Genomic DNA, 14,966 nt, shown 5'->3' on the forward strand with positions numbered 1-14,966 from the left:
CACAGAAAAGCAAACTCCCGAAAGCGATTTGCGGGGTAAGAGGGCACCTGTGGATATGCGGGTTTCAAAGTGCAATGCCAGGAGGCGCTTTCGATTTTGTAGCGTCGCTTTTGCTTCCGAGGTTTTCACGTAGAGCGTGAGGGAAAATAAGAAAGCAGAAACGCCGCGTCCCCGCAATCAGGTGACGTGCTCTCATCCGTCCGGGCAGTGGTCATTGATTGTTGGCACACTGATTGTGCTCCACCTCAAAGTTACTCCGTCAGGGCTCCGCCAATCTCACTACTATTGCGTTCGATCTCTCAACCGCGTCCTCCATTGAAGTCCGCTGGCGCCGCCGAGATGAAAAAGGGGGGCGGTGGAATTTGAGAGTGAGGTGGTGGAGTCATGCCTTCACGTCGCGATAACGTCAAAGCAACCGCCGAATCCACCCGACCAGGTTTCACGTGAAACACCGAGTGACGATCCTGCGATGGTTGTCCTGGGGCAATGGATTGGCGGAGATTGCCGGTGCCCTGACGGAGCGACTTTCAAGTGGAGCGCAGTCGGGGTGCCGGCGATCTCCGCTGCCCGGAGGCAGGTGAGGGTGGGGGCGGAATTCAAGGGTGGGGTGTTGCAGTGTTGCGTTCACGTCGCGGTAGCGTCAAAGTAACCGCCGAATCCACCCGACCAGGTTTCACGTGAAACACCGAGTGACGATCCGGTGATGGTTGTCCTGGGGCAATGGATTGGCGGAGATTGCCGGTGCCCTGACGGAGCGACTTTCAAGTGGAGCGCAGTCGGGGCGCCGGTGATCTCCGCTGCCCGGAGGCAGGTGAAGGTTGGGGCGGAATTCAAGGGTGGGGTGTTGCAGTGTTGCGTTCACGTCGCGGTAAAGTTAAAGCAACCGCCGAATCCGCTCAACGACGTTTCACGTGAAACATCGAGTGACGATCTGGCGATGGTTGTCCTGGGGCAATGGATTGGCGGAGATTGCCGGTGCCCTGACGGAGCGACTTTCAAGTGGAGCGCAGTCGGGGTGCCGGTGATCTCCGCTGCCCGGAGGCAGGCGAGAGCGAGGGATGGAATTCAACGGTGGGGTGGTGCAGGAAGGCCCTCGCCACGCTTCATAACCTAAGCGTTCCCCCATCCAACCCAACGATGTTTCACGTGAAACCGTCCCCAATACCGTCGTTTTGCCAACGTTCCACGTGAAACACCTCAGCCGTTACAAATGATGCACCGCAATACCGCTATAATTCCGCCATTACCGAATCCAGAGAGTTTGCCGTCCGCGGCAAGATGACGATGCTTTATCCGACCGAGTTCGACGTGATCGTAGTGGGTGGCGGCCATGCCGGCACAGAGGCTGCGCTCGCCTCGGCCCGCATGGGCTGTAAGACGCTTCTGCTCACCCACAACATCGAGACCCTCGGTCAGATGAGCTGCAATCCCTCCATCGGCGGGATCGGCAAAGGCCATCTCGTCAAAGAGGTCGATGCACTGGGCGGGGCCATGGCCGCCGCGACCGACGAGAGCGGTATCCAGTTTCGCATCCTGAATTCGTCCAAAGGGCCGGCCGTGCGCGCCACCCGTGCCCAAGCTGACCGAATTGTCTACAAGCAGGCTATCCGCCATCGCCTCGAGAATCAGCCTAACCTTTGGCTCTTCCAGCAAGCCGTCGAAGACCTCATCGTCGAAGGCGAACGTGTCGTAGGCGCCATCACCCAAGTGGGGCTGCGTTTCCGCGCCCGCGCCGTGGTTCTCACCGCCGGCACCTTCCTCGACGGCAAAATCCACGTCGGGCTGAACAACTACGTTGGCGGGCGCGCCGGAGACCCGGCCGCCATCAGCCTGTCCGCTCGCCTCAAAGAGTTGAAACTACCGCAAGGTCGGTTGAAAACCGGTACGCCGCCGCGCATCGACGGCCGTTCCATCGACTTCTCCGTTCTCGAAGAACAGCCCGGTGACCTCGATCCCGTTCCCGTGTTCTCGTTTCTCGGCCGCCCCGAACAGCATCCGCGCCAAGTGCCGTGCTGGGTCACCCACACCAACGAACGCACCCACGATATCATCCGCGGCGGACTCGACCGGTCGCCCATGTACACCGGCGTTATCGAAGGCGTCGGTCCGCGCTATTGTCCGTCCATCGAAGACAAGATTCACCGCTTCGCCGACAAGACGTCGCACCAGATCTACCTCGAACCCGAAGGCCTCACGACCAACGAGTTCTACCCCAACGGCATCTCCACCAGCCTGCCGTTCGACGTACAACTCGAACTCGTCCGCTCGATGAAAGGCATGGAGAATGCCTACATCCTGCGCCCAGGCTATGCCATCGAATACGACTACTTCGATCCCCGTGGGCTGCGCAGCTCGCTCGAAACCCGCGTCATCTCCGGGCTCTTCTTCGCGGGGCAGATCAACGGAACGACGGGCTACGAAGAGGCCGCCGCCCAAGGGCTGCTCGCCGGCATCAACGCCGCGTTGCAAGTACAAGGCCGCGATGCCTGGTGCCCGCGCCGCGATCAGGCGTACCTTGGCGTGCTCGTCGACGACCTGATTACGCGTGGCGTCTCCGAACCCTACCGCATGTTCACCAGCCGCGCCGAGTATCGCCTGTCGCTGCGTGAAGACAATGCCGACATGCGTCTGACCGAAGTCGGCCGCGAACTCGGTGTCGTCGACGATACGCGCTGGGAATCGTTCTGCCGCAAACGCGACGCTGTTTCACGTGAAACAGAACGTCTCAAATCGACGTGGGTGACACCGAAAACCTTCCCGGCCGAAGATGCCGTGCCGCTGCTCGGCAAAGCCATCGACCATGAATACTCGCTGGCCGATTTGCTGCGTCGCCCGGAAGTTGGCTACGACGCCCTCATGGCCGTGCAGGGCGGTCGTCTTGCCGCCGAAACACCGCTCTCCGACGATCCACTGCAAGCGAACCAGATTCGTGAGCAGATCGAGATCGCCGCCAAGTATCAGGGCTACATCGACCGTCAGGCCGACGAGATCGTGCGCAAGGAAGCCAACGAAAACACCGTGCTGCCGGCCAACATCGACTACAACGACGTACGCGGACTATCGATCGAAGTGCGCCAGAAGCTGGGGGCACAGCGGCCTGAGACATTGGGCCAGGCATCGCGTATCTCCGGCGTGACGCCCGCCGCGATCTCGCTGCTGATGATCCACCTCAAGAAAGGGCTCGGACGCCGTCGCGCGTCAGGGGAAGCGACCGCTGCCGCCGATGACGGCGACGCACACGCAGCCTGACGCGGAGCCCTCATGACCGATCCGCGACGTTCCGCCGCCAACGGCGGCAATGACCTGGCTGTGCTTTTGGCCGACGGCATCCGGCAACTCGGCCTGTCCATCAGCGAAGAACAACAGCGGTGCCTGCTCGACTACCAGGCGTTGCTGGCGAAATGGAATGCCTCGTTGCAGATGACCTCCATCCGCGAACCCCGCCAAATGGTCGTCAAGCACCTGCTCGATTCGCTCTCCATTCTGCCGCGCCTTGACCGTGAGCCGATTTCACGTGTGCTTGACGTGGGCTCAGGCGGTGGGCTGCCCGGCGTGGTGCTCGCGATTGTGCGTCCCGACTGGCAAGTGACGGTCAACGACATCGTGCACAAAAAAACAGCATTCCTCACCCAGGCCCGCGCGACATTCAAGTTGACCAATCTGACGGTCGTGACCGGCCGGGTCGAGTCACTCGCTGTTGGCAAAGAAGTGAGCGCACCTTTCGACGCCATCGTGTCGCGCGCCTTTGCTGAGCTGACCGATTTCGTCACCCTCGCGGGAGCCTTGCTGGCTCCCGATGGCAGCTTCTGGGCCATGAAAGGCGTGGCGTCAGAAAGCGAACTCGCGCTGCCCACCGGCTACACACTGGTTGAGCGCCTGGCGCTGAACGTCCCATTTCTCGACGCCGAGCGTCATTTGCTTCGCGTGAAGGTAACAGCATGAATAAGATGACCCGCTGGGCAGGGGCCGTCATGGTCAGTTTTTCGGTGGTTGCCGCGGTCGCCTGGGGGCAATCCGGACAAGAATCGCTGACGACACGCGTGCGGCCGGTACAGAAGATCGACAAAGCGCGCTACGTCGGCACCTGGTACGAAATAGCACGCTATCCGAATTTCTTCGAGCGAAAATGTGTGTCGGACGTGACGGCGCAGTATGCCGCGCGACCGGACGGGCGGATCGAAGTCACCAACCGATGCCGCAAGGACGATGGTACGTGGGTCAGCGATACCGGTCTGGCACGCACCGATGGGCAGGGCACCGGCACGGCCCGCTTCAAGGTGACGTTCGCGCCGCAATGGTTGCACTGGATTCCCTGGCTTTGGGCGAACTACTGGGTTATCGTGCTCGACGACGACTATCAGTTTGCCGCTGTCGGAGAGCCCAGTCGCGAGTACCTCTGGGTCCTCTCGCGAACGCCGACGATGGACGACAACGCACTGAATCAAATGCGTGCCCAGTTGCGCAAGCAGGGCTACGACACTGACAAACTGGTGTTGACGCCCCAAAAGGCGAGCGCCTCGGCAGTACCGCCCGCCGGCGCGTCTGACGCCGGTCAGCGAAAGTAATAACTGAGCTTTACTCAGGTAATCGAATTTGCGGGACGGAGCGAATCGCGCACGCCGGGCCTCAGCCAGTCGGCGGTCGCTGGCGGCGCGGCGCATTGGCCCCGGTTTCAGCCCGGCATGATCTGCACCCATCGCATCAACACGGCAGCATTCGGAGGACTACATCGGCATGGCGAAAATTTTCTGCGTGGCCAATCAGAAGGGCGGCGTCGGCAAGACGACCACCACGGTGAACCTCGCTGCCGGACTGGCGTCGCACGGGCAGCGTGTCCTGTTGGTCGACCTCGATCCGCAGGGCAATGCGACGATGGGCAGCGGCATCGACAAAGCCGCTCTCGAATCAAGCGTGTACGAAGTGCTGGTGGACGGTGCCGATGTGGTCGCGAGTTGCCAGCGCTCGGAGTCGGGGAGTTACGATGTGCTGCCCGCGAACCGTGAACTCGCGGGTGCGGACGTGGAACTCGTCTCGCTCGAGAATCGCGACACCCGATTGAAGCTGGCGCTCGCCAAAGTCGACGACGCGTACGATTTCGTCCTCATCGACTGCCCGCCCACGCTCTCGCTGCTTACCCTCAACGGGTTGTGCGCGGCGCACGGCGTGATCATTCCGATGCAGTGCGAATATTTCGCGCTCGAAGGGTTGTCGGATCTCGTCAATACGATCAAGCAAGTGCACGCGAATCTGAACCGCGACCTGCAGGTGATCGGCCTGCTGCGCGTGATGTTCGATCCGCGCATCACGCTGCAGCAACAAGTCTCGGACCAGCTCAAGGAGCACTTCGGAGACAAGGTATTCAACGCGATCATTCCGCGCAATGTGCGACTCGCTGAAGCGCCGAGCTACGGCATGCCAGGCGTCGTTTTCGATCCTGCATCGCGTGGCGCGAAGGCGTATCTGCAATTCGGCGCGGAAATGATCGCGCGTATTCAAACTATGTAAGGCGCATTCGCGCAGGAACGCATTCACATGGCGACCAAGACCACCGCACTGAAGAAAAAGGGCCTGGGCCGCGGCCTCGAAGCCCTGCTCGGCGCCCACGCCGATAATCACAACGGCGCGACCGACGCGCGCGCCGACGGCGCACCGTCGGTCATGGCGCTCGAGCGCCTTCAGGCCGGCAAGTATCAGCCTCGCACTCGCATGGATGAGGGCGCACTGCAGGAACTTGCCGCGAGCATTCGCGCGCAGGGCCTGATGCAGCCGATTCTGGTGCGTCCCGTCGATGGTGAGAAGTACGAAATTATTGCGGGCGAGCGACGTTTTCGTGCCGCACGTATCGCCGGACTGGCCGAAGTGCCGGTGCTCGTGCGCGACGTGCCCGACGAAGCCGCCGCCGCGATGGCGCTCATCGAGAATATTCAGCGCGAAGACTTGAATCCGCTTGAAGAAGCGCAAGGCATTCAGCGGCTGCTCGGTGAGTTCAACTACACGCACGAGCAAGCCGCCGAATCGCTTGGCCGCTCGCGCAGCGCGGTGTCGAACCTGTTGCGCCTGCTCAATCTCGCGCATCCCGTGCAGACGATGCTGCTCGCGGGCGATCTCGACATGGGGCACGCGCGTGCGCTGCTCTCCGTCGACGCCGCCACGCAGATCACGCTCGCCAATCAAGTGGTGAACAAGCGTCTTTCGGTGCGCGACACGGAGCGCATCGTCAATGCATCGCTCAAGCCGCAGGGAGACGGGATTCGTCGTCGCTCGGCGGAAGAGGGCGGTCGCGACGTGACGCGTCTCGAAGAAGAGTTGTCGGATTTGCTCGCGTCGAACGTCAAGATCAAGGTCGGCCGCAAAGGCGCCGGACAACTCACGATTGAATTCGGCAGCCTCGACGCGCTCGACGGCATTCTCGCGCGCATTCGTGCCGAATGACGTCGGTGTGTTGAGCGTCCTCTCGTGAGCGATCCCGCAGGCAAGTCCGTGGAGCCGACGAAGGCGAGCCCGTCGCAGACATCGGCCGTGCCAGCTTCATCGTCATCGGCAGCGTCATCGCCATCGTCACAGCACGGCACCGCAGCGACGCGTGCATTGCGCGCCCTGCGCGCAACCTACGAGCGCGTGCGCGACGATCGCGTGCTGGTCATCCTGCTCGTGGGATTCGTCGCCTTGCAGATAGCCCGGCCGGCGAGCCTTGGGGACCTGTTCGCACGCATCGATCAGCACACGATTCTCACGCTCGCCGGATTGCTGATGCTCACGCGCGCGATCGATCAGAGCGGCTTCCTCGATTGGCTTGCCCAGCGCTTGCTGCGGGCGTTTCGCACCGAGCGACGTCTCGCGCTGTTGATGGTGGCGTTCGCCGCAGCCCTCTCCACGCTGCTCACCAACGACGTCGCCCTCTTTGCCGTCGTGCCGCTCGCGCAGTCGCTCGCACGCATTGCGCCGGTGCGGATTGAACGGCTGATCATCTTCCTCGCGTTGGCGGTCAATGCCGGCTCGAGCCTCACGCCGCTCGGCAATCCGCAGAATCTCTTCCTGTGGCAACACAGTGGCATGGGCTTCGGAGCTTACGTCGTCATGATGACGCCTCTGACGTTGGCGCTTATGGCCGTGTTGCTCGTGACGTGTGCGATGGCGTTCGATTCCCGTGTGCTGCATTTTCAGCGGCGTGGCCCCGCGCATGACGTGCGCTGGCCGTTGCTGTGGGTCGCCCTGGCGCTGTTCGTGGCGTTCGTGGTGCTGGCGGATCACGGCGCTGCCACCTGGGCCTGCGCGGGGGTGGCGGCGGTCCTGCTCGTCGCGCGGCGCAATGCGGTGTTCGGTATCGACTGGTTGCTGCTCGCCATCTTCGTGCTGATGTTCGTGGTGCTGCGCGGTGTGGCCGGGTTACCCGAGGTGCGCGCGACCCTCGGTCAGGTGGATTTGTCCGGATCCGGCATGGCCTATTTGGGGGCCGCGGTGCTGTCGCAGGTCATCAGCAACGTTCCCGCCGCGATCCTGCTCGCGGAGTACAGCCACAACTGGCCGGCGCTTGCGCATGGCGCGGCGGTCGGTGGCTTCGGCCTTGCAATCGGTTCGTTAGCCAACCTGATCGCATTGCGCATGGCGAAATCTGACAAGATCTGGTGGCGCTTTCATTGGCTCTCTCTCCCGTTTTATCTGGTGGCACTGTGTGTCGGATATGTTGCCCTCAAATGGGGATAATCGCGCATCGAATGACGTCAAGTCGCAGCGATTGCGCAGCGTTTGGGGCATTTGCCGCGCTGCACCATGAGGAAAATCGGGCTCCTTGAGAGTTGGCGCCAAATCGGAGCATGCACTGCACAATTTCGGCGAATTTGTTGCGTGTTTCGATTGACTGGGGTTCGTAATTTCCCGTAAAATCTCGCGGATTTATCTGCTTGAAGAGCCCATTCGTTTTGCACGAGTCGGGCGGGGAGGCTACGAGATGACCGACGAAAAACGGTCGAACTTGGAACCGAAACCGCAAGCGCCGGCACGTGCAGCATCAGAGGTCTGGGACGACGAGCAGGCGCAAGAAACCATCGTTCCGCTCACACGTGCGCAGGCTGAGCGCCTGTTCGGTCCCGATGTGGGGCGTGTGTCCCGTGTGACTCCATTCAGGGTGGTGGGAGCCCAGGTACTGCTGTCGCTGGTAGCGGCGCTGGCCTGGTGGTTACTCTCGGCATCGCCACGAGACGCGGCGGTGTCCGCATGGCTGGGTGGAATGGTCGGTTGGTTGCCGGGCGCATTGTTTGCGCTGCGGCTAAGAATGTCAGGTGATCGCCTCTCCGTCGGTTCGTTGATGGTGGGAGAGGCGGTCAAGGTAGCAACGACGATTGCGTTGTTTGTGGCCATAGCCTTCGGCTACCCAGGCGTGCACTGGATAGCGTTGCTGGTCACCTTCGTGCTCACGCTCAAAGTCTATTGGCTTGCGATGGCATTGAAGTAGCGGTGAAAACCCGCTCGCGCGTCGACACGCTACCGTGTGCGGATTTTCATAATTGGGTGTTTGATCGCTATGTCATTAGAAGCCGGCCACGCTCCGAGCCCGTCGGAGTACATTTCGCACCACCTGCAAAACCTTGCGAGTTCGACGCAAACCAAGATCGTCGATTTCTCGATCATCAACTGGGACACGATGTTCTGGTCGATCGCAATGGGCGTTCTGGGCTGTTTCGTGCTTTGGTTGGCTGCCCGTAAAGCGTCCTCGGGCGTGCCGAGCCGTTTCCAGGGGGCGGTTGAAATGCTCGTCGAAATGGTGGAAGACCAGTCGAAGAGCATCGTGCACGGCAATCGTGCGTTCATCGCACCGCTGGCGTTGACCGTGTTCGTCTGGGTCGCCCTCATGAACTCGCTGGACTTGCTGCCCGTCGATCTGCCGTCAAAGGTGATCGGGTGGGTCGGCCTGGGCGACATCATTACCCATCACCGCATCGTGCCGACGGCCGATCTGAACGGTACGCTGGGTATTTCCGTCGGCGTGCTGATCCTGATGCTGTACTACAGCTTCAAGATCAAGGGCGCGGGTGGTTTCATGCACGAGTTGTTCACGGCACCGTTCGGTAACCACTTCCTGCTGTGGATCCCGAACCTGCTGCTCAACCTGATCGAATTCTGTGCCAAGACCGTGTCGCTCGGTATGCGACTGTTCGGCAATATGTACGCCGGCGAACTGTTGTTCCTGCTGATCGCTCTGTTGGGCGGCATCTGGAGCTTTGGCGCGGATGCGTCGGTGCTGGGTTTTGTCGGTCACATCATTGCCGGCACCGCATGGGCGATTTTCCACATCCTGATCGTGTTGCTCCAGGCGTTCATCATGATGATGCTCACGCTGGTGTATATCGGCCAGGCGCACGACCATCATTGATGGGTCGTTGCAGGCAGTGACGTGTTTCCCGGTTTCACAGTTTTTCAAATTTAAAGTTTCGAGTCTCTAACCAAAAGGAGTAATCATGCAAGCTTTCATCGCCAACATCCAGGGTCTGACCGCCATCGCTATCGGCATTATCATCGGTCTGGGTGCTATCGGCGCCTGCCTGGGTATCGCGCTGATGGGCGGTAAGTACATCGAAGCGTGCGCCCGTCAGCCCGAGCTGATGAACCCGCTGCAAACGAAGATGTTCCTGCTGGCCGGCCTGATCGATGCGGCATTCCTGATCGGCGTGGGCGTTGCCATGCTGTTCGCGTTCGCGAACCCGCTGCTGTCGAAGCTCGCTTAAGTTTCTTTCGGCCGGTCGCGCAATGATCCGCGCGGCCAACTGGACATGAACGGCGCGCCCAAGCCAGCTGGCACCATGGGGCGCGCTGTTTTGCCAATCGACTCGCATCACCGAAAGGAAACACCGTGAACATAAACGCAACTCTGTTCGCGCAAACCGTCGTGTTTCTGATCCTGGCATGGTTCACGATGAAGTTCGTGTGGCCGCCGCTGATCAAGGCAATCGACGAACGCGCGAAGAAAATCGCTGACGGTCTGGCTGCCGCCGACAAGGGCAAGGCCGAACTGGACGCCGCCAACAAGCGCTCCACGCAAGCCCTCGCGGAAGCCCGCGACGAAGGCGCGAAGCGTATTGCCGACGCCGAGAAGCGTGCTCAGGCCGTGGCCGACGAAATCAAGGCCCAGGCGCAAGCCGAAGCCGCCCGAATCATCGCCAACGCCAAAGCCGAAGCCGAGAATCAGGCCGTCAAGGTCCGTGAATCGCTGCGCGAAGACGTTGCCGGTCTGGCTGTCAAGGGCGCCGAGCAGATCCTGAAGCGTGAAGTTGACGCCAAGGCCCATGCCGACCTGCTGAACCAACTCAAGGCAGAGCTCTGATCATGGCCGAACTCGCAACCATCGCTCGTCCGTACGCCGAAGCGCTGTTCCGCGTGGCCAAGACCGGCGACCTGAATCGCTGGTCGGGGCTGGTGCGCGAACTGGCGCAAGTGGCAGCGCTGTCCGAAGTGGCCAATCTGGCCGACGATCCGAAAATCACGCCGGCGCAAGTGGTCGATGTGCTGACCGCGGCCGTGAAATCGACCGACGCCGAAGTGCGCAACTTCGTCGCCGCTGTGGTCGAGAACGGCCGTCTGGCCGCCATGCCGGAGATCGCCGAACAGTTTGAAGCGTTGAAGAACGCTGCCTCCGGTTCGGCGGATGCCACGATCGAAAGCGCCTTCCCGCTCGAAGGCGAGCAACTGACCTCTCTGGTCAAGGGCCTCGAGCACAAGTTCGGCTGCAAGCTCAACGCGAGCGTGACGGTAGACCCGTCGCTCATCGGTGGCGTGCGTGTGGTGGTTGGCGACGAGGTGCTGGACACTTCGGTGCGCGCCCGCCTGGCAGCTATGCGGACGTCGCTGACGGCCTGAGGCCGGCGCGATACGACTGCGACGGCAAGAATTGAATATCAGGAGCACATATGCAACTCAATCCCTCTGAAATCAGCGAACTGATCAAGAGCCGGATTCAAGGTCTCGAGAGCGGCGCCGAAGTCCGTAACGAAGGCACCGTGATCTCGGTGACTGACGGTATCTGCCGCATCCATGGCCTGTCGGACGTGATGCAGGGCGAAATGCTGGAATTCCCGGGCAATACGTTCGGTCTGGCACTGAACCTCGAGCGCGACTCCGTCGGCGCCGTGATTTTGGGCGAATACGAGCACATCTCGGAAGGCGACACCGTCAAGTGCACGGGCCGCATTCTGGAAGTGCCGGTCGGCCCGGAACTGAAGGGCCGCGTCGTTGACGCACTGGGCCAGCCGATCGACGGCAAGGGTCCGATCAACGCCAAGCTCACCGACGCCATCGAAAAAATCGCCCCGGGCGTGATCTGGCGTAAGTCGGTGTCGCAACCGGTGCAGACCGGTATCAAGGCAATCGACGCCATGGTGCCGATCGGCCGCGGCCAGCGTGAGCTGATCATTGGTGACCGTCAGACGGGTAAGACCGCTGTGGCCATCGACGCGATCATCTCGCAGAAGGGCAAGGGCATGACCTGCGTGTACGTCGCCATCGGTCAGAAGGCCTCGTCGATCATGAACGTGGTGCGCAAGCTCGAAGAGCACGGCGCGATGGAATACACGATCATCGTGACGGCAACGGCGTCGGACTCGGCTGCCATGCAGTTCATCGCACCGTACGCCGGCTGCACGATGGGCGAGTACTTCCGCGATCGCGGCGAAGACGCGCTGATCATTTATGACGACTTGACCAAGCAAGCCTGGGCCTATCGTCAGATTTCGCTGCTGCTGCGCCGTCCGCCGGGCCGTGAAGCCTACCCGGGCGACGTGTTCTATCTCCACTCGCGTCTGCTCGAGCGTGCGGCGCGTGTCTCGGAAGAGTACGTCGAGAAGTTCACCAACGGCCAAATCAAGGGCCAGAGCGGTTCGCTGACCGCCCTGCCGGTGATTGAAACGCAAGCCGGCGACGTGACCGCCTTCGTTCCGACGAACGTGATTTCGATTACCGACGGCCAGATCTTCCTGGAAACCGACCTCTTCAACGCGGGTATCCGTCCGGCAATCAACGCCGGTATCTCGGTGTCGCGTGTGGGTGGTGCGGCGCAGACCAAGGTCATCAAGAAGCTGTCGGGCGGTATCCGTACCGACCTCGCACAGTACCGTGAGCTGGCTGCGTTCGCGCAGTTCGCCTCCGACCTGGACGAAGCGACCCGCAAGCAGCTCGAGCGCGGCCGCCGCGTGACGGAACTGCTCAAGCAGCCGCAGTACCAGCCGCTGCAGGTCTGGGAACTGGCCACGTCGCTGTTTGCCGCCAACAACGGCTATCTGGACGACCTCGAAGTCTCCCAGGTCCTGTCGTTCGAAAAGGGTCTGCGCGAAGTTCTGAAGACCAGCCACGGCGCGCTCATCGGCCGTATCGAAGAGACCAAAGATCTCTCGAAGGACGACGAAGCCGCCCTGCACGCTGCGATCAAGGACTTCAAGCAGACCGGCGCTTACTAATCCGGTTGAATCGGTAACTATTCAACGGACCCGGGAAGGCGCGATGTTCAGCCAACAGCGAACGTCGCGCCGAGACAAGGAGTAAGCAATGGCTGGAATGAAGGAAATTCGCGGCAAGATCAAAAGCGTGCAAAACACGCGCAAGATCACCAAGGCCATGGAAATGGTGGCCGCGTCGAAGATGCGCCGCGCGCAGGAACGCATGCGTCATGCCCGGCCGTACGCTGACAAGGTGCGCCAGATCGCCGCGCATATGGGCCAGGCGAATCCGGAATACCACCACCCGTTCATGGTGAAGCATGCCGACGCGAAAGCGGCCGGCTTCATCGTGGTGACGACGGACAAGGGTCTGTGCGGCGGCTTGAACACCAACGTGCTGCGTGCCGTGGTGGCCAAGATGAAGGACATCGAAGCGCAAGGCCTGAAGATCGAGGCCACTGCCATCGGCAGCAAGGGCTTCGGTTTCCTGAACCGTATCGGCGCGAAGGTGGTATCGCATGTCGTGCAACTGGGCGACACGCCACATCTGGACAAGTTGATCGGCGCAGTGAAGCTGCAGCTCGATGCGTACGCCGAAGGCAAGCTCGACGCCGTGTATCTGGCCTACAACCGCTTCGTCAACACGATGAAGCAGGAAGCCGTGGTCGAACAACTGCTGCCGCTGCCCGAGAAGTTCGAGGGTGCGTCGGACGACGCGAGCGCAGTGCCGGCACAGCATTCGTGGGACTACATCTACGAACCGGATGCGAAGACGGTCGTCGATGCCCTGTTGGTGCGTTACGTCGAAGCTGTCGTGTACCAGGCTGTCGCAGAGAACATGGCGTCGGAACAGTCCGCCCGTATGGTGGCCATGAAGGCCGCATCGGACAACGCGAAGACCGTGATCGGTGAATTGCAGATGATCTACAACAAGGGTCGTCAAGCCGCGATTACGAAGGAACTGTCCGAAATCGTGGGTGGCGCCGCCGCAGTCTAAGCGGTGGCACGGGCCGATGCGCCGCAAGGCGAAATGAATTTGAGTATCTAAAGGAAAAGCGATGAGTACTGCTTTGATTGAAGGCAAAATCGTACAGTGCATCGGCGCCGTTATCGACGTGGAATTCCCGCGCGAAAGCATGCCGAAGATCTACGACGCGCTCACCATGGAAGGGTCGGAACTGACGCTCGAAGTCCAGCAACAGCTGGGCGACGGCGTGGTTCGTACCATCTGTCTGGGTTCCTCCGAAGGCCTGCGCCGCGGCATGACGGTGCAAAACACCGGTCTGCCGATCACGGTGCCGGTCGGCAAGCCGACGCTGGGTCGCATCATGGACGTGCTGGGCCGTCCGATCGACGAAGCCGGTCCGATCGCCAAGGAACACACCCGTTCGATTCACCAGAAGGCACCGGCGTTCGACGAACTGTCGCCGTCGACCGAACTGCTCGAAACCGGCATCAAGGTGATCGACCTGATCTGCCCGTTCGCCAAGGGCGGTAAGGTGGGTCTGTTCGGTGGCGCCGGTGTGGGCAAGACCGTGAACATGATGGAACTCATCAATAACATCGCCAAGGAACACGGCGGTTATTCGGTGTTTGCCGGCGTGGGCGAGCGTACCCGTGAAGGGAACGACTTCTACCACGAAATGAAGGACTCGAACGTTCTGGACAAGGTCGCACTGGTGTACGGCCAGATGAACGAGCCGCCGGGCAACCGTCTGCGCGTGGCGCTGACCGGTCTGACGATGGCCGAGCACTTCCGTGACGAAGGTCGCGACGTGCTGTTCTTCGTGGACAACATCTACCGTTTCACGCTGGCCGGTACCGAAGTCTCGGCACTGCTCGGTCGTATGCCGTCCGCCGTGGGCTATCAGCCGACGCTGGCGGAAGAAATGGGTAAGCTGCAAGAGCGTATTACGTCGACCAAGACCGGCTCGATCACGTCGGTGCAAGCCGTGTACGTGCCTGCCGATGACTTGACCGACCCGTCGCCGGCCACCACCTTCGGTCACTTGGACGCCACCGTCGTTCTGTCGCGTGACATCGCCTCGCTGGGTATCTACCCGGCCGTCGATCCGCTCGACTCGACCTCGCGTCAGATCGACCCGAACGTGATTGGCGACGAGCACTACACGGTGACCCGTCGCGTGCAATCGACGCTGCAGCGTTACAAGGAACTGCGCGACATTATCGCGATTCTGGGCATGGACGAACTGTCGCCGGACGACAAGCTCGCCGTGGCCCGTGCGCGTAAGATTCAGCGTTTCCTGTCGCAGCCGTTCCACGTGGCCGAAGTGTTCACGGGTTCGCCGGGCAAGTACGTTCCGCTCAAGGAAACGATCCGCGGCTTCAAGATGATCGTCGATGGCGAGTGCGACCACCTGCCGGAACAGGCGTTCTACATGGTTGGCACGATCGACGAAGCGTTCGAAAAAGCCAAGAAGATGCAGTAAACGGTTGAGTGCCGGGCGACGGCGGGGTCTCGCGAGAGACGCCACCGCTCGCCGGCAGGTGACTGTTGCGGGGCGGGGTAGCGAAGCGAGGGCG

The 14,966-nt window shown here is 61.3% G+C and carries 14 protein-coding genes; all 14 read left to right on the plus strand.

What is annotated here, in order from left to right; translation table 11 throughout:
• Nucleotides 1–1,284: 1,284 nt before the first annotated feature.
• Nucleotides 1,285–3,249 carry a tRNA uridine-5-carboxymethylaminomethyl(34) synthesis enzyme MnmG gene (gene mnmG / locus PanNE5_RS07420; protein ID WP_261939553.1) on the plus strand — a complete coding sequence of 655 codons (1,965 nt, stop codon included), beginning with the start codon at nt 1,285–1,287 and terminating at the stop codon, nt 3,247–3,249.
• Nucleotides 3,250–3,261: 12 nt separating this feature from the next.
• Nucleotides 3,262–3,942 (plus strand): 16S rRNA (guanine(527)-N(7))-methyltransferase RsmG, encoded by a 681-nt coding sequence (rsmG, locus tag PanNE5_RS07425; RefSeq protein WP_017233827.1) that lies wholly within the window; start codon nt 3,262–3,264, stop codon nt 3,940–3,942.
• Nucleotides 3,939–4,565: a lipocalin family protein gene (locus PanNE5_RS07430; protein ID WP_017233826.1), complete on the plus strand. Its 627-nt coding sequence runs from the start codon at nt 3,939–3,941 to the stop codon at nt 4,563–4,565. The genes rsmG and PanNE5_RS07430 overlap by 4 nt, the downstream gene beginning before the upstream one ends.
• A 169-nt stretch (nt 4,566–4,734) precedes the next feature.
• Nucleotides 4,735–5,505 (plus strand): ParA family protein, encoded by a 771-nt coding sequence (locus PanNE5_RS07435; protein WP_150564373.1) that lies wholly within the window; start codon nt 4,735–4,737, stop codon nt 5,503–5,505.
• Nucleotides 5,506–5,532: 27 nt separating this feature from the next.
• Nucleotides 5,533–6,432 carry a ParB/RepB/Spo0J family partition protein gene (locus PanNE5_RS07440; RefSeq protein ID WP_017233824.1) on the plus strand — a complete coding sequence of 300 codons (900 nt, stop codon included), beginning with the start codon at nt 5,533–5,535 and terminating at the stop codon, nt 6,430–6,432.
• Between the two features lie 156 nt (nt 6,433–6,588).
• A complete protein-coding gene (locus tag PanNE5_RS07445; protein WP_315973492.1) occupies nt 6,589–7,704 on the plus strand; it encodes an SLC13 family permease in 1,116 nt (371 codons plus the stop codon).
• Between the two features lie 244 nt (nt 7,705–7,948).
• Complete coding sequence (locus PanNE5_RS07450; RefSeq protein ID WP_150564374.1) at nt 7,949–8,452, plus strand: ATP synthase subunit I; 504 nt, start codon at nt 7,949–7,951, stop codon at nt 8,450–8,452.
• A gap of 69 nt (nt 8,453–8,521) precedes the next feature.
• Nucleotides 8,522–9,370 (plus strand): F0F1 ATP synthase subunit A, encoded by an 849-nt coding sequence (atpB, locus tag PanNE5_RS07455; RefSeq protein WP_017233821.1) that lies wholly within the window; start codon nt 8,522–8,524, stop codon nt 9,368–9,370.
• Between the two features lie 85 nt (nt 9,371–9,455).
• On the plus strand, nt 9,456–9,722 hold the full coding sequence (gene atpE / locus PanNE5_RS07460) for a F0F1 ATP synthase subunit C (protein ID WP_017233820.1): 267 nt from the start codon (nt 9,456–9,458) through the stop codon (nt 9,720–9,722).
• A 125-nt stretch (nt 9,723–9,847) separates the two neighbouring features.
• Entirely contained in the window at nt 9,848–10,318 is a 471-nt protein-coding gene (locus tag PanNE5_RS07465) for a F0F1 ATP synthase subunit B (RefSeq protein WP_017233819.1), read from the plus strand.
• 2 nt (nt 10,319–10,320) lie between these two features.
• Nucleotides 10,321–10,851 carry a F0F1 ATP synthase subunit delta gene (locus tag PanNE5_RS07470; RefSeq protein WP_017233818.1) on the plus strand — a complete coding sequence of 177 codons (531 nt, stop codon included), beginning with the start codon at nt 10,321–10,323 and terminating at the stop codon, nt 10,849–10,851.
• Between the two features lie 50 nt (nt 10,852–10,901).
• On the plus strand, nt 10,902–12,443 hold the full coding sequence (atpA, locus tag PanNE5_RS07475; RefSeq protein WP_017233817.1) for a F0F1 ATP synthase subunit alpha: 1,542 nt from the start codon (nt 10,902–10,904) through the stop codon (nt 12,441–12,443).
• An 88-nt stretch (nt 12,444–12,531) separates the two neighbouring features.
• On the plus strand, nt 12,532–13,419 hold the full coding sequence (gene atpG / locus PanNE5_RS07480) for a F0F1 ATP synthase subunit gamma (RefSeq protein WP_026131929.1): 888 nt from the start codon (nt 12,532–12,534) through the stop codon (nt 13,417–13,419).
• A gap of 61 nt (nt 13,420–13,480) precedes the next feature.
• Nucleotides 13,481–14,872: a F0F1 ATP synthase subunit beta gene (gene atpD, locus PanNE5_RS07485; protein WP_261939555.1), complete on the plus strand. Its 1,392-nt coding sequence runs from the start codon at nt 13,481–13,483 to the stop codon at nt 14,870–14,872.
• Nucleotides 14,873–14,966 lie beyond the last annotated feature (94 nt).

It is taken from the genome of Pandoraea sp. NE5 (assembly GCF_024363545.1).
Taxonomy (GTDB): domain Bacteria; phylum Pseudomonadota; class Gammaproteobacteria; order Burkholderiales; family Burkholderiaceae; genus Pandoraea; species Pandoraea cepalis.